At 70.0% G+C, this 19,049-nt stretch carries 19 protein-coding genes and 1 riboswitch; of the genes, 8 read left to right on the top strand and 11 right to left on the bottom strand.

Features of this window, described 5'->3' with window-relative positions; translation table 11 throughout:
* Window positions 1-28: 28 nt before the first annotated feature.
* Window positions 29-268 carry a hypothetical protein gene (locus ACFW47_RS00910; RefSeq protein ID WP_019327945.1) on the bottom strand — a complete coding sequence of 80 codons (240 nt, stop codon included), beginning with the start codon at window positions 266-268 and terminating at the stop codon, window positions 29-31.
* 159 nt (window positions 269-427) lie between these two features.
* On the opposite strand from ACFW47_RS00910, the gene ACFW47_RS00915 reads away from it, so the two are divergent.
* The 7 genes from ACFW47_RS00915 to ACFW47_RS00945 all read left to right on the top strand — a co-directional run bounded on the left by ACFW47_RS00915 (window position 428) and on the right by ACFW47_RS00945 (window position 6,708).
* On the top strand, window positions 428-1,198 hold the full coding sequence (locus ACFW47_RS00915; RefSeq protein ID WP_386282816.1) for a rhomboid family intramembrane serine protease: 771 nt from the start codon (window positions 428-430) through the stop codon (window positions 1,196-1,198).
* Window positions 1,195-1,476: an Lrp/AsnC family transcriptional regulator gene (locus ACFW47_RS00920; RefSeq protein WP_272585426.1), complete on the top strand. Its 282-nt coding sequence runs from the start codon at window positions 1,195-1,197 to the stop codon at window positions 1,474-1,476. Before ACFW47_RS00915 ends, ACFW47_RS00920 begins: the two co-directional genes overlap by 4 nt.
* Before the next feature lie 77 nt (window positions 1,477-1,553).
* A complete protein-coding gene (locus tag ACFW47_RS00925) occupies window positions 1,554-1,871 on the top strand; it encodes a small secreted hydrophilic protein (RefSeq protein WP_386282818.1) in 318 nt (105 codons plus the stop codon).
* Window positions 1,789-3,282 (top strand): ATP-binding protein, encoded by a 1,494-nt coding sequence (locus tag ACFW47_RS00930; RefSeq protein WP_386304236.1) that lies wholly within the window; start codon window positions 1,789-1,791, stop codon window positions 3,280-3,282. The genes ACFW47_RS00925 and ACFW47_RS00930 overlap by 83 nt, the downstream gene beginning before the upstream one ends.
* A 19-nt stretch (window positions 3,283-3,301) precedes the next feature.
* Window positions 3,302-3,967, top strand: a complete 666-nt coding sequence (locus tag ACFW47_RS00935) for a response regulator transcription factor (RefSeq protein ID WP_100044203.1) — start codon at window positions 3,302-3,304, stop codon at window positions 3,965-3,967.
* A 57-nt stretch (window positions 3,968-4,024) separates the two neighbouring features.
* Window positions 4,025-5,440, top strand: coding sequence for an SLC13 family permease (locus tag ACFW47_RS00940; RefSeq protein ID WP_386282824.1), 1,416 nt, complete (start codon window positions 4,025-4,027; stop codon window positions 5,438-5,440).
* Between the two features lie 38 nt (window positions 5,441-5,478).
* A complete protein-coding gene (locus tag ACFW47_RS00945) occupies window positions 5,479-6,708 on the top strand; it encodes a glycerate kinase (RefSeq protein ID WP_386304810.1) in 1,230 nt (409 codons plus the stop codon).
* Here the strand turns inward: ACFW47_RS00945 and ACFW47_RS00950 are convergent.
* From ACFW47_RS00950 to ACFW47_RS00975, 6 genes are all read right to left on the bottom strand, one after another.
* Window positions 6,633-8,015: an aminotransferase class V-fold PLP-dependent enzyme gene (locus ACFW47_RS00950; protein WP_386282827.1), complete on the bottom strand. Its 1,383-nt coding sequence runs from the start codon at window positions 8,013-8,015 to the stop codon at window positions 6,633-6,635. The two genes, ACFW47_RS00945 and ACFW47_RS00950, sit on opposite strands and share 76 nt — an antisense overlap.
* A gap of 148 nt (window positions 8,016-8,163) precedes the next feature.
* Window positions 8,164-8,280, bottom strand: a riboswitch (SAM riboswitch).
* A gap of 80 nt (window positions 8,281-8,360) precedes the next feature.
* Window positions 8,361-9,425, bottom strand: a complete 1,065-nt coding sequence (trpD, locus tag ACFW47_RS00955) for an anthranilate phosphoribosyltransferase (protein WP_386304238.1) — start codon at window positions 9,423-9,425, stop codon at window positions 8,361-8,363.
* Between the two features lie 131 nt (window positions 9,426-9,556).
* Window positions 9,557-11,194 carry a cytochrome bc complex cytochrome b subunit gene (locus ACFW47_RS00960; RefSeq protein WP_386282832.1) on the bottom strand — a complete coding sequence of 546 codons (1,638 nt, stop codon included), beginning with the start codon at window positions 11,192-11,194 and terminating at the stop codon, window positions 9,557-9,559.
* Entirely contained in the window at window positions 11,191-12,249 is a 1,059-nt protein-coding gene (locus tag ACFW47_RS00965; protein ID WP_386282834.1) for a Rieske 2Fe-2S domain-containing protein, read from the bottom strand. Before ACFW47_RS00965 ends, ACFW47_RS00960 begins: the two co-directional genes overlap by 4 nt.
* Window positions 12,246-13,055 carry a c-type cytochrome gene (locus ACFW47_RS00970; RefSeq protein WP_386304240.1) on the bottom strand — a complete coding sequence of 270 codons (810 nt, stop codon included), beginning with the start codon at window positions 13,053-13,055 and terminating at the stop codon, window positions 12,246-12,248. Before ACFW47_RS00970 ends, ACFW47_RS00965 begins: the two co-directional genes overlap by 4 nt.
* A gap of 65 nt (window positions 13,056-13,120) precedes the next feature.
* Window positions 13,121-13,741 (bottom strand): heme-copper oxidase subunit III, encoded by a 621-nt coding sequence (locus ACFW47_RS00975; protein ID WP_029393865.1) that lies wholly within the window; start codon window positions 13,739-13,741, stop codon window positions 13,121-13,123.
* Between the two features lie 188 nt (window positions 13,742-13,929).
* Between ACFW47_RS00975 and ACFW47_RS00980 the strand changes: the two genes are divergently transcribed.
* Complete coding sequence (locus ACFW47_RS00980; RefSeq protein WP_386282838.1) at window positions 13,930-14,331, top strand: hypothetical protein; 402 nt, start codon at window positions 13,930-13,932, stop codon at window positions 14,329-14,331.
* Between the two features lie 66 nt (window positions 14,332-14,397).
* Here ACFW47_RS00980 and ACFW47_RS00985 read toward each other — a convergent pair whose 3' ends face one another.
* The 4 genes from ACFW47_RS00985 to coxB all read right to left on the bottom strand — a co-directional run bounded on the left by ACFW47_RS00985 (window position 14,398) and on the right by coxB (window position 18,890).
* The gene (locus tag ACFW47_RS00985; protein ID WP_386282840.1) at window positions 14,398-15,675 is read right to left on the bottom strand and encodes an Ig-like domain-containing protein; all 1,278 of its coding nucleotides are present in this window, start codon (window positions 15,673-15,675) and stop codon (window positions 14,398-14,400) included.
* Window positions 15,676-15,805: 130 nt separating this feature from the next.
* Window positions 15,806-16,204, bottom strand: coding sequence for a cytochrome c oxidase subunit 4 (locus ACFW47_RS00990; protein WP_386282842.1), 399 nt, complete (start codon window positions 16,202-16,204; stop codon window positions 15,806-15,808).
* Window positions 16,201-17,934 carry a cytochrome c oxidase subunit I gene (gene ctaD / locus ACFW47_RS00995; protein WP_386282844.1) on the bottom strand — a complete coding sequence of 578 codons (1,734 nt, stop codon included), beginning with the start codon at window positions 17,932-17,934 and terminating at the stop codon, window positions 16,201-16,203. The genes ACFW47_RS00990 and ctaD overlap by 4 nt, the downstream gene beginning before the upstream one ends.
* Window positions 17,931-18,890 carry a cytochrome c oxidase subunit II gene (gene coxB, locus ACFW47_RS01000; protein WP_386282847.1) on the bottom strand — a complete coding sequence of 320 codons (960 nt, stop codon included), beginning with the start codon at window positions 18,888-18,890 and terminating at the stop codon, window positions 17,931-17,933. Before coxB ends, ctaD begins: the two co-directional genes overlap by 4 nt.
* Window positions 18,891-19,049: the final 159 nt, after the last annotated feature.

Consider the following 19,049-nt stretch of genomic DNA (forward strand, 5'->3'; position numbering starts at 1 on the left):
TCACCTCATGCGGGAGCCGCTCCCGTGATCAGGAGTCGGCACCCGGCCTGTCCACGAGTTCCACCTGGTCCACGGCGTTGCACCAGCGGCACCGCACCGACTCGATGGTCTCACTGAGCACCTCGCGCTCCTCGACCTTCGGCTCACCGGCCAGATCGAGGTGCACGTACTCGACGACCTTGGAGGCCCGGGTGACGTCGAAGCGGGTGAGGTTGCCGCACAGGGTGCAGCGCCACCGCGTCGTCTCGGTCGGCAGGGGAACCGTCATCGTGGCTGTCCACTCTCTTCCAGTGTCGGTGACGCGCCGGGCTCCGCCCCGGTGCGTGTGGCTCGTAACCCTACGGCCTGGCGGGTACCCGACGCCCGCGTGTCCACGGCGGCGAGGCGACCTGGGCGGTCGCGTCCCGTTACGTCATGCTCTGTGTTCATGATCCGCAACTGGAGCACGGCGGTCCGCAGAACGGTCTCCGCGGTCAGGGCGCCCGGCACGGCCCGCACCACCCGGGGCCGGGCCGCGCCCGTGACGTACACGCTGATCACCATGTGCTGCCTGCTGTTCCTGGTCAGCCCGGCGGCGGGCCTGAACCCGGTGTACGGCACCGGCGAGGAACTGCTCGCCGCGCAGCGCGCCTACTTCCGGCGCTGGGGCGTGATCCCCGCAGAACTGTTCGAGGACTCCCCCGGCTCCGCGCTCACCCCCGCCACGGCGCTGTTCGTCCACGGCAGCTGGGTGCACCTGCTGGGCAACATGCTCTTCCTGTACGTCTTCGGCGCGCTGACCGAGGAACGGATGGGCCGGCTCCAGTTCGCCCTGTTCTACCTCGGCTGCGGCTATCTGGCGCTGCTCGGCTACGCGGGCGCCAACGCCCACTCCCAGCAGTCCCTGGTCGGCGCCTCCGGGGCGATCTCCGCGGTCCTCGGCGCGTTCCTCTTCCTGTTCCCGCGGGCCCGGGTGACCAGCCTGCTGCCCTTCCTGTTCTTCCTGCCGCTGCGCTTCCCGGCCTGGATCGTGCTGCCGTTCTGGGTGTGGCTGCAGTGGACGGCGGCGGGCCGGGCGGGCGACGGGCCGGGGGTGGCGTACCTCGCCCACCTGGTGGGCTTCGGGCTGGGCTTCGTCTTCGCGTGGGCGCGGTTCGGGCGTACGACTACAGTTGAGAGCGTTCCAGTGGCGGCGCCCGAGGGAGAGAACCAGCCGTGATCAGCGCGATCGTCCTCATCAAGACCAGCGTGGACCGCATCCCCGAGATCGCGGAGCAGATCGCCGCGCTGGAGAACGTCAGCGAGGTCTTCTCCGTCACCGGCACCTACGACCTGATCGCGATGGTGCGGGTGAATCAGCACGAGGACCTGGCCGAGGTCATCCCCGGCCGGATCAGCAAGATCCCGGGCGTGGAGGGCACGGACACCCACGTGGCGTTCCGGACGTACTCGCAGCACGACCTGGAGGCGGCGTTCGCCATCGGGCTGGACAACTGAGGTGCCGAGTCCAGGATGAAGAGTTCTTCATCCCGGGCTCATCGTGAGTGCCCGGTAGGGGGCGCAGTATCGAAGGCATGGTCTTCTCACGCCGGATGGCGGCCCTCGCGGCCGTCGTCCTGATCCCGCTCGGCATCGCCGCGACGAGCTTCGCCCTCACCGACAGTCCGCAGGAACCGAAGGTCCCGGCCAAGGTGGAGCTGGAGAGCGGCTCCCCCGCCCCGACGCCCACCTCCTCCTCGCCCGAGCCGACGCCCAGTGACCAGGTGGTGACCCGGCCGCCGGTGACCGACAGCCCCGCGGATGACGACGATGACGACGACCGAGGCCAGGGAACCGGGGACGACTCGGGCGCCGACGGATCAGGCGACGACGGACCCGGCGACGACGGCTGACCGTGAGCGCCGCCGGATCTCGGCCCGCGTCCGCATCCTGCTGTGGCTGCTGCTCGTGATGGCGGTCGCCCTCGCCTCGGTGGCCACGACCACCCGCTCGATCCTGCTGCACGACACCGACCAGCGGATCAACGGGCTGCTCGCGCAGGAGGCCGGGGAGTTCGCCAACTTCGAGGAGCAGGGCTTCGACCCGGAGACCGGCCTGCCGTTCACCGACCCGGAGCGGCTGCTGAAGGTCTTCCTGCAGCGGCAGTACGCCGACCTGGACGAAGAACTGATCGGGCTGGTGGGCAAGGCGGGCGACCGGCCGGCCAAGTTCTTCCAGCAGCGCGAGATCCCGGTCGCCCTGCCCCTGCACAAGGACGGTGACGCCCTGCGCGCCATCTACGCCTCACCCGACTCCACCGGCACCCTGCACCGGCCCGAGGGCGAGGTCCGCTGGGCCAAGGTCACCGTCGCCCGGTACGGCGGCGAACCGGCGGCGGCGTTCGTGGTCGCCTTCCACCCGGGACGGGAACAGGAGCGCGCCGACGAGGTGTTCCGCGTGCTGCTCGCCATCTCGGGCGTCGCCCTGCTGATGACTACGGGCATCGCCTGGGTGGTCGCGGGCCGCATCCTCAAGCCGGTGCGGCTGGTGCGCACCACCGCCGCGCAGCTCACCGAGCAGGACCTGACCCGGCGCATCCCGGTGCACGGCCACGACGACGTGGCCGCGCTCGCCGAGACGTTCAACGCCATGCTCGACCGGTTGGAGCGCGCCTTCGCCGCCCAGCGCCGGTTCGTCGACGACGCCGGCCACGAGCTGCGCACCCCGATCACCATCGTGCGCGGCCACCTGGAACTGATGGGCGACGACCCGGCGGAACGGGAGGAGACCGTCCGCCTGGTCACCGACGAGCTGGACCGGATGAGCCGCATCGTCGAGGACCTGCTGCTGCTCGCCAAGACCGAACGCCCCGACTTCGTCACCCCCGAGCCCGTGCAGCTCGCCGAACTCACCGCCGACGTCTACGTCAAGGCCCGCACCCTCGGCGACCGGGACTGGGTGCTGGACCAGGTCGCCGACCGCGAGGCACGCCTCGACCCCCAGCGCATCACGCAGGCCATGGTGCAGCTCGCGCAGAACGCCGTGCAGCACACCACCACCGGCCAGACCATCCGCATCGGCTCCCGCGCCGACGGTGCGCGCGTCGAGCTGTACGTCGCCGACTCGGGTCCCGGGGTGCAGGCGCAGGACGCCGAGGTCATCTTCGAGCGCTTCCGGCGCGGCACGGCCCGGCGCGGGGTGCGCGGGACCGGCGCAGGGCTCGGGCTGTCGATCGTGAAGGCGATCGCCGAGGGCCACGGCGGCCGGGTCGGCCTGCGCACCACCGAGGGCGGCGGCGCCACCTTCGTACTCACACTGGACTGATTCCGGAAGAGGCACGTCCATGAACCGCATCCTCATCGTCGAGGACGAGGAGCGCATCGCCTCCTTCGTCGAGAAGGGCCTGCGCGCCAACGGCTTCACCACCACCGCCGTCGCCGACGGCGACGCCGCCTACGAGTACGCCCTCACCGGCGGCTTCGACCTGGTCGTCCTGGACATCGGACTGCCCGGCCGGGACGGTTTCACGGTCCTGCGGGAGCTGCGCGAGTCCCGGGTGACGACCCCGGTGATCGTGCTGACCGCCCGGGACTCCGTACGGGACACGGTGGCCGGCCTGGAGGGCGGCGCCGACGACTGGATGACCAAACCGTTCCGCTTCGAGGAGCTGCTCGCCCGGGTGCGGCTCAGGCTGCGTACGGCGGCCAGGGCGCCCGAGGTGACGGTGCTGAAGTCGGGGGCGCTCAGCCTGGATCTGCGCACCCGCCGGGCCCGCGCCGGGGAGCGGACCGTCGACCTGACGGCCCGTGAGTTCGTGCTGCTGGAACTGTTCCTGCGCCATCCGGGCCAGGTATTGTCCCGCGAGCAGATCCTGTCGCACGTGTGGGGCTACGACTTCGACCCCGGTTCGAACATCGTGGACGTGTACGTGCGGGCGCTGCGCAAGAAGCTCGGGGCCCAGCAGGTCGAGACCGTGCGCGGGATGGGGTACCGGCTGCCGGCCTGGTGAAGTTTCCTTCATGTGACGCTCATCGATGACTCACCGCCCCCGTGAATCCTCGATGACGTGACGTTGAACCTCCGCCTCGCGGCGGCCCTCTGCGTGGCGCTGTCCCTGTGCGCGCTGCTGGCGGTACCCGGCAACTTCCCCGCCCTCGGCGGCGACGCGCGCCTCACCCTCGCCGTGTTCGCGCTGGCCACCTGCGCCTGGATCGGCACCCCGATCGACGACACGTACATCGCGCTGGGCGCCGGGCTCGCGCTGACCGCGACCGGTGTGATCAGCAGCGACACCCTCTTCGGCACCCTCGGCGACGACACGGTGTGGCTGCTGATCTGCGCCTTCGTGCTGGCGGCGGCGGTGGCCCGGACCGGGCTCGCCGGGCGGGCGGCGGCCTTCCTGGTCGGCGGGGCGCGCAGCGTACGGCAGTTGGTGCACCTGACGACGGCCGCGCTGGTCGTCACCGCGTTCGCGGTGCCGGCCACGTCGGGGCGGGCGGCGCTCGCGCTGCCGGTGTTCCTCGCCCTCGCCAAGGCCCTCGCGGACCGCAGGCGGCTGGTGGTGATGCTGGCGCTGCTGTTCCCGACGGTGATCCTGCTGTCGGCGGTGGCGACCCTGATCGGCGCGGGCGCGCACCTGATCACCGTGTCGGTGCTGTGGGAGGCGACCGGTGACCGGATCGGCTTCACCCAGTGGCTGCTGCTCGGGCTGCCGCTGGCGGTGGCCTCCTCCCATCTGGCCGCCGAGGCCGTGCTGCTGACGACCACTCGGCGGGCGGACCGCAAGGGCCCGGTGCACATCACGGCCGAGGAGATACAGCGGCACGCCGAGGACCCGGTCACCGGTCCCTGGACGCAGGAGGAGAAGCGCTGCGCCCTGCTGCTGGCCACGGTGGTGGCGCTGTGGTGCAGCGAGCCCCTGCACCATGTGCCGCCCGCGGTGGTGGCGCTGATCGGCGCCGTCGTCGCCTCCTCCCCCGCGCTGGGCACCGTACGCCTCAAGGACGCGCTGAAGACCGTGCCGTGGTCGCTGCTGCTGTTCATGGCGGCGACCATGGCGATGGGTGTGGCGCTCGCCGACTCCGGCGCCGCGAAGTGGCTGGTGTCCGGGCTGCCCGCGGACGTTGCCCCGGCCGTCTTCCTCGGGGTCGTGGTCGCGGTGAGCACGGCGGCCCACCTGGTCCTCCAGTCCCGCTCGGCCCGCTCCTCGGTCCTGGTACCACTGGTGATCGCCGCGGCCCTGGGCGCGGGCGTCAACCCGGTCGCCGCCGCGCTCGCCTCCACCGCCGCGGCCGGCTTCTGCCACACGCTCCCGGCCTCCGCCAAGCCCGTCACGCTCTTCTCCGACATCCCCGGCACCCCCACCTACACCCCGCGCGACCTGCTGCGGCTGTCCGCCGTCCTGGCCCCGCTGACCGCCGCGCTCGTGCTGTTCTTCGCCGCCGCCGTCTGGCCGCTGCTCGGCGTACCCGTGACTCGTTGAAGGAGCCCGACATGTCTTCCACGTCCTCGATTCCCTCCCTGCTCAACCGGGTCGCCGTGGCCCCCAGCGGCTTCAAGGAGTCCCTGTCCGCCCAGGCCGCCGCCGACGCCATCGCGGCGGGCGTCCGCCGGGTGCTGCCGGACGCCGAGATCGACCGCATCCCGCTCGTCGACGGCGGTGAGGGGACCGCCTGCGCGCTGGCCGCCGCGACCGGCGGGCGGCTGGTCGCGCTGGCCGCCACCGGCCCGGTCGGCGAGCCCGTCGGCACCCATTTCGCGCTGCTCGGCGGCCGGGACACGGCGGTGGTGGAGATGGCGGCCGTCGCGGGCCTGTCGCTGGTCCCTCGCGCCCTGCGCGATCCGGGCGCCACCACCACGTACGGCGTCGGCGAGCTGATCCGCGCCGCGCTCGACACCGGCGTGCGGCGCGTCCTGGTCGGCTGCGGCGACTCGGGCACGTCCGACGGAGGCGCGGGCGCGCTCCAGGCGCTCGGGGCGCGGCTGCTGGACGCGGACGGCTTCGAACTCCCCCGCGGCGGTCGGGAGCTGGTCCGCCTTGCCCGGATCGACCCGTCCGGCCTGGACCCCCGGCTGAAGGACACCGAGCTGCTGGTCGCCTGCAACCCCTTCAACGTGCTGTGCGGCCGGCGGGGCGTGGCCCGGGTGTTCGGCCCGCAGAAGGGGGCGACGCCCGCGCAGGTCGAGGAGTTGTCGTCCGGGCTGGAGAACTGGGCGCGCGTCCTCACCCGGGACCTGGGGGTGTTCGGCGCCGACCTGCGCACGGGCCCCGGCACCGGTGCCTCCGGCGGGCTGGGCGCGGGTCTGGCCGCCGTGGGGGCCCGGTTGCTGCCCCGCTTCGACGTCCTCCTCGACCACCTCGACCTGGACGCCCGTCTGGCCCGCGCCGACCTCGTGCTCACCGCCGAGGGCGCCCTGGACCACCAGACGCCGCGCGGCAAGGTCCCGGCCGAGGTGGCCCGGCGTGCCAAGCTGCACGGCCGTCCCGTCCTGGCGCTGGCCGGCACGCTGGGCGAGGGCGCGCACGAGGTGCCCGGGGTGGACGCCTTCCACGGCATCATGCCGGCGCCGATGGCGTTGGCGGACGCCCTGGTGCGCGCGGCCGAGCTGCTCACGGACGCCACCGAGCGGGCGCTGCGGATGGTCCTGCTCGGCTCGCGGCTGCCGGGCCGGGCTCAGACCGCGGAGGTCCCGGCGGCGGTGTCCGCGGCGGACGTGTCGGGCACGCAACGGCCGTCCTCGGTGCGGTAGTTCCAGCGGGCGCCGTCGCGCACCAGCTCCTTGACGGCGTCCACGAACCGTTCGACGTGCTCGTCCGGGGTGCCGGCGCCGAAGCTGACGCGGATGGCGTTGAGGGACTTCTCGCCGGGCGCCGCCTCGGGGGCCCCGCACTCGCCCTGCGTCTCGGGGTCGCTGCCGAGCAGGGTGCGCACCAGCGGGTGGGCGCAGAAGAGGCCGTCGCGCACGCCGATGCCGTACTCGGCGGAGAGCGCGGCGGCGAAGTGGGAGCTGTTCCAGCCGTCGACGACGAAGGAGAGCACGCCGACGCGGGGGGCGTCGTCACCGAAGAGGGAGAGGACCCGCACCTCGGGCACCCCGGCGAGCCCCTCCCGCACCTTCCCGATCAGGTACTCCTCGCGGGCGACCAGCGTGTCGAACCCGGCCTCGGTGAGCGCCCTGCAGGCGGAGGCGATCGCGTAGGCGCCGATGACGTTGGGCGAGCCGGCCTCGTGCCGGGCGGCGCTGTCGTGCCACTGGACGTCCACGCCGCCGTCCGCCCGCCGGGAGACGCTGCGGCTGGCGCCGCCGCCCGCGAGGTACGGCTCGGCCTCGCGCAGCCAGTCGGCACGGCCGGCCAGCACGCCGGAGCCGAAGGGGGCGTACAGCTTGTGCCCGGAGAAGGCGACCCAGTCCACGTCCAGGCCGGCCACCGAGACGGGGTGGTGCGGGGCGAGCTGGGCTGCGTCCAGCACGATCCGGGCGCCGTGGGCGTGCGCGGCGGCGGCCAGTTCCCGCACCGGCCACAGTTCGCCGGTGACGTTGGAGGCGCCGGTGACGCAGACCAGGGCGGGCCCGTACGGCTCGCGGGCGGCGAGGGCGCGCTCCAGGGTCTCGACGGCCTGCGCGGGGGTGCGCGGCGCGTCGAGGTAGGTCACGTCCGCGCCGCTCCAGGGCAGCAGCGAGGCATGGTGCTCGGTCTCGAAGACGAAGACCCGGCAGCCCTCCGGCAGCGCGCCGGCGAGCAGGTTGAGGGAGTCGGTGGTGGACCGGGTGAAGACCACCTGGTCGGTGTCCCGACAGCCGAGGAACTCCGCGACGGTCCTGCGGGCGTTCTCGAACAGGTCGGTCGACAGCTGCGACAGGTAACCGGCCCCGCGGTGCACGCTGCCGTAATAGGGGGCGTAGGCCGCCACGTCGTCCCAGACCCGCTGCAGCGCGGGCGCGCTGGCGGCGTAGTCGAGCGCGGCGTAGGTGACCTCTCCGCCGGTGACGAGCGGAACGGTGACATCACGGCCGAGAACGGGCAGTGGGGTGGCGACAGCGGTGGGTACGGACATGGAAGGACTCCCGTGGGGACCAGCGCGGAGAAGGACGCTGTGAATGAGAAGAGCAGGGGGATGCGGAGGCGGGGCTCTGCGGCCCTATCGCATTCGCTGGTTCACGGAAGACTCCCTCGGACGACCCAGGACCCCTGGTTTCGCGAGGGGTCCGCGCTTGCCGTGAACCTTGCTGTCCACGGCCTGGTCTTCACCCGGGGCACCCCGCCACGGACGGAGGGTTGCCGGACAGTCGGCCGGGGCCTCATGACTGTCACTCATGACCTGTCGGAAAACTTATGGGAAGTGATCGGCGCCCCGCAACCCGAGTCCGGATCGCGGGACGCACGTCACAAGGGTGGGCGGCTACGCGTGGGTCGCCGCCACCCAGCGCTCCAGGGCCCGCCTGGCGGCGCCCGAGTCGATCGACTCGGCGGCCCGGTCCATACCGGCCCGGATCTGCTCGGTGAGCGGGCCGTCGCCGGGCTCCAGGGCCACCAGCGCCGCCGCGGAGTTCAGCAGCACCGCGTCTCGCACGGGACCGGTCTCGCCGGCCAGCAGGCGGCGAGCGACGTCGGCGTTGTAGGAGGCGTCGGCGCCGCGCAGCGCCTCCACCGGGACCAGTTCGAGGCCGACGTCCCGCGGGTCGAAGGTCTCCTCGGTCACCCGGCCGTCCCGCACGACCCAGACGCGTGAGGTGGCGGTCGTGGTCAGCTCGTCGAGGCCGTCGTCGCCGCGGAAGACCAGGGAGGAGTGCCCGCGTTCGGCGAAGACACCGGCGATGATCGGCGCCATCCGGGCGTGCGCGACGCCGATCGCCTGGGACTTCACGCCCGCGGGGTTGGTCAGCGGGCCCAGGAAGTTGAAGACCGTGCGGATGCCGAGCTGGCCGCGGGCCGCCGCCACGTGGCGCAGCGCGGGGTGGAACTTCACGGCGAAGCAGAAGGTGATGCCTGCCTCCTCGGCGACCTCCGCCACCCGTTTCGGCGTCAGCTCCAGGTTCACGCCCAGCTTCTCCAGGACGTCGGAGGCCCCCGACGCCGAGGAGGCGGCCCGGTTGCCGTGCTTGACGACCTTGGCGCCGGTGCCGGCCACCACGATCGCCGACATGGTGGAGATGTTGACGGTCTTCGCGCCGTCGCCGCCGGTGCCGACGATGTCGACCGTCCGCCCCGGCACCTCGATCACGTTGGCGTGCGCGTACATGGTGCGGACCAGACCGGAGATCTCCTCGACGGTCTCCCCCTTGAACCTGAGGCCGACCGCGAAGCCGGCGATCTGCGCGTCGGTCGCCTCACCGCGCATGATCACGTCCAGCGCCCAGGCGGTCTCGTCGGCGGTCAGGTCCCGGCCGTCCGCCAGTCCGTTCAGCAGGGCGGGCCAGGAGCGGCCCGCCGCGGTGTCGCCTCCAGCGGGGGTCAAAGCGCTCATGAGCCGCTCCTGAATCGTGTGCGTGACGCAGAGAAGGTGTGCTCCCACCCTATCCAGCCCCGGGCACGGCGAAGGGCCCCGTCCGCGGAACGGACGGGGCCCTTCGACCGTGGTGTGGCGACGCTGGAGGGTCAGTGGTGGCCGTGGCCGCTCGTGATCTCCTTGTACTCCTCGACGGTCGGCTTCGGAATCTGCGACTCCGGGCCGTAGTAGGACTTGCTGAGCTTGGCGCGCAGCTTGTCCGTGCGCTTCACCTTGCGCTGGACGCCGTTCTCGTCGACCGTGGGGCCGATCTCGGCCGGCTTGTACTGCTCGTGGGCCGTGAGCGTGTGCAGCTGCTCCTGGCTGAGCGGCTCGTGGACCTCGATGAACTCACCGTGCGGCAGGCGCTTGATGATGCCGGACTCGCGGCCGTGCAGCACCTTCTCCTTGTCCCGGCGCTGGAGACCGAGGCAGATCCGCTTGGTGATCACGAAGGCGACGACCGGGCCGGCGAAGAACCCGATGCGCACGAACCAGGTGACCGCGTTGATCGACAGGTGGAAGTGCGTGGCGACGATGTCGTTGCCACCACCGATCAGCATGATCATGTACGCCGTGACCCAGGCGACGCCGAAGGCCGTACGGGTCGGGGCGTTGCGCGGCCGGTCCAGGATGTGGTGCTCGCGCTTGTCCCCGGTCACCCACGACTCGATGAACGGGTAGAGGGCGATGATCGCGAGGAACAGGCCGAAGATCACCAGCGGGACGAACACACCGAGGACCAGTGTGTGACCCCAGAAGTTGATCTCCCAGCCCGGCATGGCGCGGACCAGACCCTCGGCGAAGCCCATGTACCAGTCGGGCTGGGCGCCCGTGGACACCTGGTCCGGCCGGTAGGGGCCGATGTTCCAGATCGGGTTGACCGAGGCGATGCCGGCGATGGCCGCGATGACACCGAAGACCAGGAAGAAGAAGCCTCCCGCCTTCGCCATGTACACCGGCAGCAGCGGCATGCCGACGACGTTCTTGTTGGTCTTGCCCGGACCCGCGAACTGCGTGTGCTTGTGGTAGAAGACCAGGATCAGGTGGCCGACCACGAGACCGAGCATGATGCCCGGCAGCAGCAGGATGTGGATCGAGTAGAACCGGGCGACGAAGTCGGTCCCCGGGAACTCCCCGCCGAACAGGAACATCGAGATGTACGTGCCGACGATCGGCACGGACAGGATCGCGCCCTGGGTGAAGCGCACACCGGTGCCGGAGAGCAGGTCGTCCGGGAGCGAGTAGCCGGTGAAACCGGTGAACATGCCGAGGACGAACAGCAGGAAGCCGAACAGCCAGTTGATCTCACGCGGCTTGCGGAACGCGCCGGTGAAGAAGACGCGCATCATGTGCACGAACATGCCGGCGAGGAAGATGATCGCCGCCCAGTGGTGGATCTGCCGGATCAGCAGACCGCCGCGCACGTCGAAGCTGATGTCGAGCGTCGACTTGTACGCCTCACTCATCAGCTGTCCCTGCATCGGGACGTACGAGCCGTGGTACTCCACCTCGTTCATCGACGGGTGGAAGAACAGCGTCAGGTACACACCCGTGAGGATGATGATGATGAAGCTGTAGAGGCAGATCTCACCGAGCATGAAGGACCAGTGGTCCGGGAAGATCTTGCGCATGTTGGCCTTGGCCAGGGAGTAGATCCCGAGCCGGCCGTCGGCCCAGTCGGCGACCCGTTCGCCGGCCGGGGCCTTCCCGCGAGAGCGGGGTGATTCGTTGGCTGCAGTACTCATCCGCGCTCCCAGAATGCAGGACCGACGGGCTCCGCGAAGTCACTGAGGGCCTCGAGGTAGCCCTCGTCGTTCACGCCGATGCGCAGCTGCGGCAGGGCGTGACCGGCGGGACCGAAGATCACCCGGGCACCGTCGGCGAGGTCGAAGGTGGACTGGTGGCAGGGGCACAGAGCGTGGTGCGTCTGCTGCTCGTACAGCGAGATCGGGCAACCGACGTGGGTGCAGATCTTCGAGTACGCCACGATGCCCTCGTGGGACCACTCGAGCTCCTGCTTGTCCTTGATGGCCTCCGGCTCCAGCCGGATGATCATCAGGGCCGCCTTGGCGATCTCGTTCTGGAAGCCGTGGTCGTGCTCGTCCAGGCCCTCCGGCATGGCGAAGGTGAGCGAACCGACCGCGATGTCCGACGGACGCATCGGCTCGTGGGTGTTCATGTTGACGAGCAGCTTGCCCTTGGACCACAGCGTGTGGCGCAGCTTGGTGCCGGGCAGCGGACCGAGGTCGCGCAGCAGGACGACACCGGAGAGCGGCACCAGGGTGAGCGCGCCCAGCATCGTGTTGCGGATCAGCTTGCGCCGGCCGATCACCGACTCCTTGGCGCCCTGCTTGAAGTCCGCGTGGACCTTCGCACGGACCTCGGGAGACGCCTCGATCGGGTGGCGCTCGTCGGCGACCTCCTCGTCGGACATCAGGGTGCGCGCCCAGTGGACGGCGCCCGCGCCGATGGTGAACAGCGCCACGCCCAGGGTCAGGCCCAGCGCGAAGTTCATCGCGTTGATGTGCCCGAGCGGGAAGACGTAGATCGACTTGTCGTGCGGGATCGCGACGAACGCGGCGATGAAGCCGATGGTCGCCAGCATCGACACCGTGAACAGCAGGGCGACCGTGCGCTCGGACCGCTTGGCGGCCCGCTCGTCGATGTCCTGGATCCGGTGCTCGTGGGGCGGCAGGCCGGGGTCCGCGAACGGGTTCTTGTCGTCCGCGGGCTTCGGCACGCCGTGCGTGCCCCCCTGCTCAGCGGGCAGGTTCTCTTCTGGAATGTCTTGGCTACTCATGACTTCTTGGCCTTTGCGGTCCGAGCGGCGACCCACACGGCGACGGCGATGCAGCCACCGAGGCCGAAGATCCAGCCGAAGAGGCCTTCACTGACCGGCCCCAGGCCGCCCAGCGAGAGGCCGCCGGGGTCCACGGTGTCGTCGCCGTTGACCGCGTCCAGGTAGGCGATGATGTCCTTCTTGTTCTGCTCCGACAGCGTGGTGTCGGGGAAGGAGGGCATGTTCTGCGGGCCGGTCTGCATGGCCTCGTAGATGTGCTTGGGGTCGACATCCTCGAGGGTGGGCGCGTACTTGCCGTGCGTCAGCGCGCCGCCCTTGCCGGTGAAGTTGTGGCACTGCGCGCAGTTGGTGCGGAACAGTTCGCCGCCCTTGGCGCTGTCCGCGCCCTCAGGGCCGTACTTCTCCTCCGACGGGATGGCCGGGCCGGCACCGAGCGAGGCGACGAAGGCCGCCAGCTGGTCGATCTCCGCCTGGGAGTAGATCACCTTCTTGCGCGGGACCTGCGCGCCCGGCTGCTGGGCCGGCATGCGGCCGGTGCCCACCTGGAAGTCGACGGCCGCGGCGCCCACGCCGACCAGGCTCGGACCGTCGGTGGTGCCCTGACCTCCGGTGCCGTGGCAGCTGGCACAGCCGACGGCGTAGAGCTTCTTGCCCTCTTCGATGGCGAGGGACTGGGCGGTTTCATCGGCCTGCGCCTTGTCCGCGGGTGCGAACGCGGCGTACAGCCCCCCTGTGCATGCCAGCGCGAGGAGTAGGACGACGAGCGCCGCCAGCGGGTGGCGTCGTCGTGCGGAGAGCTTTTTCACGGATTACCCCGGTGTCAGGATCTTCTGCGTCGATGCTTCTGGTATTGCGCGGGTGCGTGCCGCGACTACTTGATCATGTAGATCGTGGCGAAGAGGCCGATCCAGACGACATCGACGAAGTGCCAGTAGTAGGACACGACGATGGCGGCGGTCGCCTGCTCGTGAGTGAACCTCCGGGCCGCGTAGGTGCGGCCGAGGACCAGCAGGAAGGCGATGAGGCCGCCCGTCACGTGCAGTCCGTGGAAGCCGGTGGTCAGGTAGAACACCGAGCCGTACGGGTCCGACGAGAGCGAGAGGCCCTCGTGCTTGACCAGCTCGGTGTATTCGAACACCTGACCGCCGATGAAGATCGCACCCATCACGAAGGTGACGATGAACCACATCCTGAGCTTCTTCACATCACCGCGCTCGGCCGCGAACACGCCGAGCTGGCAGGTGAGGGAGGAGAGCACCAGGATCGTGGTGTTCGTCGCGGAGAACGGGAAGTTCAGCGCGTCGGCCTTCTCGGACCAGAAGTCCGGGCCGGTCACCGATCGCAGGGTGAAGTACATCGCGAAGAGGGCCGCGAAGAACATCAGCTCGGAACTCAACCAGATGATGGTTCCGACGCTGGTGAGGTTCGGCCGGTTGACCGACGGGTGCGCGTGCCCGGTTTCTACTGTCGTTGCTGTCGCCACGACCGACATTATGTCGGTCGCTTATCCCGCCCTCACCCCGGGGGGTGCCGTTCGGTGTGTTCCCCCTGTCTGTACTGCCCGTATGGCCCATCGAACGGCCCGTCGAAGCAGTGTCCGAACCAGTGTTGACGGGCAGTGGGAGGGAGTAGCATCCGGCGCGACGGGCTACGACTGTTTCACTGCGTATCGGAGGAAGCATGCAGCCGACCGCCACGGTGCTGGTCTACAGCGACGACTCCAACACCCGCGAGCAGGTGCGGCTGGCGACCGGTCGCCGGCCCGCCCCGGACGTGCCCGTGGTCGAGTTCGTGGAGTGCGCGACTCCGGCCGCCGTGATCAAGGAGCTGGACAAGGGCGGCGTCGACGTCTGCGTGCTGGACGGCGAGGCCGTGCCCATCGGCGGCATGGGGCTGTGCCGGCAGATCAAGGACGAGGTGTTCCAGTGCCCCCCGGTGCTGTTGCTGATCGCGCGGCCGCAGGACGCGTGGCTGGCGACGTGGAGCCGGGCTGAGGGCGCTGTGGCGTTGCCTGTGGAGCCCGTTGAGTTCGCGGGTGCGCTGGCCTCTCTGCTGCGGCAGAGGAGGCTGCAGAGCGCCTAGGAGCTCGGTCCGGCGGCTGCGGGCCGGTGGGGGTTGACCGCGCAGTTCCCCGCGCCCCTGGGCGGGTTACACCACCGTGGGCCGCAGCCTCGCCGTGTCCTGGTTCACTGTGCCTCCCGTACCGCCCGTCAGGGCGCTCCCCGTGGTCCACTTGGTCCAGTCCAGGTTCCAGTCGCCGAAGCCGTTGCCGAAGGGCTCCATCATGTCGCCGCCCGAGTTCACGACCTCGACGAGGTCGCCCTCCTGGACGGCGCCGAAGAACCACTCCGCGTTGGCGGTGCTCATGCCGACGCAGCCGTGGCTGACGTTGGCGGAGCCCTGGGAGCCGACGGACCAGGGGGCGGCGTGCACGTACTCGCCGCTCCAGGTGACCCGGGTGGCGAAGTAGACGGGCAGGTCGTACGACTCCGAGGAGCCCTCGGCGATGCCGACGGTGCTGCTGCGCATGCGTACGAAGGGTTCCTTGCCCAGGACGACCTTGACGCCGTTGCGGGTCTCGAAACCGGGCTTGCCGGTGGTGACGGGGATCTGCTTGACCGCCTCGCCGTCCCGGTAGACCGTCAGCGTGTGGGCGGCGGCGTCGGTGACGGCCACGACGTGGTCGTCCGTGGTGATGGTCAGGGGCTCGGCGGTGCCGCCCCACATCCGGTCGCCGATCTTGATGCCGTCGAGGGTGCTGCTGACCTGGATGGTGGCGTGGGCGGGCCAGTACTCCTTGGGCCGGTAGTGGAGCTTCTTGTCGTCCACCCAGTACCAGGCGCCCTCCACCGCGGGCGTGGACCGCACCTTCAGGGCGCGTTCCACTATGGCCCGCTGGGCCGGGTCCGCGACCGGCTGGCTCAGCTCCGCGGTGACGGGCTGGCCGACGCCGTAGGCGCCCGCCTTCGGCCCGAAGGAGACGTCCAGCGTCTTCTTGGCGCTGGGCCTGCCGGTCTCGAAGGTGAGGACCTTGCGGCCGGGCGCCCCGTCGCCGTCCTCGGTGCTCACGCGGACCGTGTAGCGGGCGCCTGCGGCCAGTGGTGAGGTGCTGTGCCAGCGGGTTCCGTCGGCGGAGAGTTCGCCCGCCACGTAGCGTCCCGCCGCGTCCATGGCCGTGACGTCCGTGATGCGCCCGTCGGCGCCCTCGGCGACGACCTCCAGGGGCTTGTCCGGGTCGGCCTTCTTCCCGGCGTCCGTGGGGCCGTTGAAGGAGATCTGGCCGGCCGCGTCGTAGGGCGCGGCGGACAGGGGGTGGTCGCCGCCGCCGCTGGTGCAGGCGGTGACGCTCGCGCCGAGGGCGATCACCAGCAGGGTGCAGCCGACGACCGTACGCCCCCGCGCCTGGAAGTGAACCGGGTTGCTCATGTCCTCACGCTAGGGAGCAACGTCAGAAGCGGCACGGCGGGTAAGCCGGACGGGTGAGGAGGGGTGCGGCAGACGAAGGGGCCCGGACGCTCCTTACGGAGTGTCCGGGCCCCTCGGCGCGCGGCGCGTGCTACTGGGTGCGGTTCTCACCGCGGTAGTACTCGAAGACCCAGCCGAACAGGCCGATGAGGATGACCGGGGCCGAGAAGTACATCAGCCACCAGCCCAGCGCGATACTCAGGAAGGCGAGCGCTCCGCCGATGCCGAGCGCCAGCGGCTGCCAGCTGTGCGGGCTGAAGAAGCCGATCTCGCCGGCGTCGTCCGCGACGTCCGCTTCCTTGTTGTCCTGGGCGCCGGCGTCGACCCGCCTGGCCGTGAAGGCCAGGTAGAAGCCGATCATGAGGGCCAGGCCGAAGGCCAGGAAGAGGGCCGTGGTGCCGGCCGGCTCCATCGACCAGTAGCCGTAGACGATCGCGACGGCCAGGATGAAGACGCTCAGCCAGATGAAGAGCTGTCCCTGGATCTTCACTTGCCGGCCTCCTTGCCGCCGGCGAGGGTCTTCTCACCGTGACCGACGTTCTCGAGCTGGTCGATCGCCGAGACCTCCGGGTGGTGCAGGTCGAAGGCGGGGGATTCACTGCGGATGCGCGGCAGGGTGAGGAAGTTGTGCCGCGGCGGCGGGCAGGAGGTCGCCCACTCCAGCGAACGGCCGTAGCCCCACGGGTCGTCCACGTTGACCGGCTTGCCGTACTTGGCCGTCTTCCAGATGTTGTAGAAGAACGGCAGCAGCGACATGCCGAGCAGGAACGAGCTGATCGTCGAGATCGTGTTCAGGGCGGTGAAGCCGTCGGCCGCCAGGTAGTCGGCGTACCGGCGCGGCATGCCCTCGGCGCCCAGCCAGTGCTGGACCAGGAAGGTGCCGTGGAAGCCGATGAACAGCGTCCAGAACGTGATCTTGCCCAGGCGCTCGTCCAGCAGCTTGCCGGTGAACTTCGGCCACCAGAAGTGGAAGCCGGCGAACATCGCGAACACCACGGTGCCGAACACCACGTAGTGGAAGTGCGCCACCACGAAGTACGAGTCCGAGACGTGGAAGTCCAGCGGCGGCGAGGCCAGGATGACACCGGTCAGACCACCGAAGAGGAAGGTGATCAGGAAGCCGGTGGACCACAGCATCGGTGTCTCGAAGCTGAGTGATCCCTTCCACATGGTGCCGATCCAGTTGAAGAACTTCACACCGGTCGGGACCGCGATCAGGAAGGTCATGAAGGAGAAGAACGGCAGCAGCACGCCGCCCGTGACGTACATGTGGTGCGCCCACACCGTCACCGACAGACCTGCGATGGCGATCGTCGCGGCGATCAGACCCATGTAGCCGAAGATCGGCTTCCGGGAGAACACCGGGATGATCTCACTGACGATGCCGAAGAACGGCAGCGCGATGATGTACACCTCTGGGTGTCCGAAGAACCAGAAGAGGTGTTGCCACAGCAGGGCTCCGCCGTTGGCCGAGTCGAAGATGTGCGCACCGAACTTGCGGTCCGCCTCCAGCGCGAACAGGGCCGCGGCCAGGACCGGGAAGGCCAGCAGGACCAGCACACCGGTCAGCAGCACGTTCCAGGTGAAGATCGGCATGCGGAACATGGTCATGCCGGGCGCGCGCATGCAGATGATCGTGGTGATGAAGTTGACCGAGCCGAGGATCGTGCCGAAGCCGGAGAAGGCCAGACCCATGATCCACAGGTCACCGCCGATGCCCGGCGAGTGCACCGCGTCGGACAGCGGCGAGTACGCGAACCAGCCGAAGTCGGCCGCGCCCTGCGGCGTCAGGAAGCCGCCCACCGCGATCAGCGAGCCGAACAGGTACAGCCAGTAGGCGAACATGTTCAGCCGCGGGAAGGCCACGTCCGGCGCGCCGATCTGCAGCGGCATGATCCAGTTCGCGAAGCCGGCGAACAGCGGCGTCGCGAACATCAGCAGCATGATCGTGCCGTGCATCGTGAACGACTGGTTGAACTGCTCGTTCGACATGATCTGCAGGCCCGGACGGGCCAGCTCGGCGCGCATGAGCAGCGCCATCACGCCGCCGATCACGAAGAACGCGAACGACGTCACCAGGTACAGCGTGCCGATCGTCTTGTGGTCGGTGGTCGTCAGCCACTTCACCACGATCTCGCCACGCCTCTGGCGCCGGACCGGCAGTTCGTCCTCGTAGTGGGACCCTGCCGCGGCACCCTGGGGTTCATTGAGGATGCTCACAGGTTGTTCGTCTCCCGGTTCTTCTCGTGGCTCGTCTGCGCGATGCCGGCGGGAACGTAACCGGTCTGCCCCTTCTTAGCGAGGTCCTGAAGGTGCTGCTCGTAGCGCTCCGGGGAGACGACCTTCACGTTGAACAGCATCCGGGAGTGGTCCACGCCGCACAGTTCGGCGCACTTGCCCAGGAAGGTGCCCTCCTTGTTGGGGGTCACCTCGAAGGCGTTGGTGTGGCCCGGGATGACGTCCTGCTTCATGAGGAACGGCACCACCCAGAAGGAGTGGATGACGTCACGCGAGGTCAGGACGAAGCGGACCGTCTTGCCCTTGGGGAGCCAGAGGGTCGGGCCGGGGTTGCCGGTCTGCGGGTTCTCCGTGCCGGGGACACCGCAGTCGTAGGCACCGCCGGCGTTCGCCGGGAAGTCCTCCTTGAAGCGGTCCGGGATGGCGGCCAGTTCCTTGGAGGTCTTGCCGTCGCCGGAGGAACCCTCGACGTTCTCGACGTAGTTGAAGCACCAGCTCCACTGGAAGCCGACCACGTTGACCGTGACGTCGGGCTTCTTCTTCAGGCTCATGAGCTCGGACTCGTCGCGGGCGGTGAAGTAGAACAGCACCGAGACGATGACGAGCGGAACGATGGTGTACAGCGCCTCGATGGGCAGGTTGTACCTGTTCTGCGGAGGAACCTCGACCTTGGTGCGGCTGCGCCGATGGAAGAAGCAACTCCACAGGATCAGGCCCCACACCAGCACGCCGGTGGCCAGCGCGGCTGCCCAGGAGCCCTGCCACAGGGAGAGGATCCGCGGAGCCTCTTCCGTGGTTGGGGTGGGCATGCCGAGGCGGGGGAAGTCCTCGTATGTGCAACCGGTGGCGGTCGCCAGGACCAGGCCCGCGGTCAGTGCCTGCAGCAGCTTCCGCCGCATCGGGCGCCGCGGCGAGCGGTCGGAGCCGTTGGGACTCACGTAGCGCCTTCCCGAGAGTCTCGCCCGCGCTGTTCGGCTGCGGCCTTCTCGCTGGTCGGTCGCCGCCCTGCGTCGGGCAGGGGTTTGATGTTTATGCGGACCAAACCCTAGCCGACGCTCTCCGAGGGGTCGCGGGGAGGGTGGCATACGCGCCGGGGG

It is taken from the genome of Streptomyces sp. NPDC058796, assembly GCF_042745235.1.
Classification (GTDB): domain Bacteria; phylum Actinomycetota; class Actinomycetes; order Streptomycetales; family Streptomycetaceae; genus Streptomyces.

Bases quoted from the DNA above. Each gene is read 5' to 3' on its own strand.
- ACFW47_RS00910 (WP_019327945.1), bottom strand. From the start codon at position 268: ATGACGGTTCCCCTGCCGACCGAGACGACGCGGTGGCGCTGCACCCTG.
- ACFW47_RS00915 (WP_386282816.1), top strand. From the start codon at position 428: ATGATCCGCAACTGGAGCACGGCGGTCCGCAGAACGGTCTCCGCGGTC.
- ACFW47_RS00925 (WP_386282818.1), top strand. From the start codon at position 1,554: ATGGTCTTCTCACGCCGGATGGCGGCCCTCGCGGCCGTCGTCCTGATC.
- ACFW47_RS00930 (WP_386304236.1), top strand. From the start codon at position 1,789: ATGACGACGACCGAGGCCAGGGAACCGGGGACGACTCGGGCGCCGACG.
- ACFW47_RS00935 (WP_100044203.1), top strand. From the start codon at position 3,302: ATGAACCGCATCCTCATCGTCGAGGACGAGGAGCGCATCGCCTCCTTC.
- ACFW47_RS00950 (WP_386282827.1), bottom strand. From the start codon at position 8,015: ATGTCCGTACCCACCGCTGTCGCCACCCCACTGCCCGTTCTCGGCCGT.
- trpD (WP_386304238.1), bottom strand. From the start codon at position 9,425: ATGAGCGCTTTGACCCCCGCTGGAGGCGACACCGCGGCGGGCCGCTCC.
- ACFW47_RS00960 (WP_386282832.1), bottom strand. From the start codon at position 11,194: ATGAGTACTGCAGCCAACGAATCACCCCGCTCTCGCGGGAAGGCCCCG.
- ACFW47_RS00965 (WP_386282834.1), bottom strand. From the start codon at position 12,249: ATGAGTAGCCAAGACATTCCAGAAGAGAACCTGCCCGCTGAGCAGGGG.
- ACFW47_RS00975 (WP_029393865.1), bottom strand. From the start codon at position 13,741: ATGTCGGTCGTGGCGACAGCAACGACAGTAGAAACCGGGCACGCGCAC.
- ACFW47_RS00980 (WP_386282838.1), top strand. From the start codon at position 13,930: ATGCAGCCGACCGCCACGGTGCTGGTCTACAGCGACGACTCCAACACC.
- ACFW47_RS00985 (WP_386282840.1), bottom strand. From the start codon at position 15,675: ATGAGCAACCCGGTTCACTTCCAGGCGCGGGGGCGTACGGTCGTCGGC.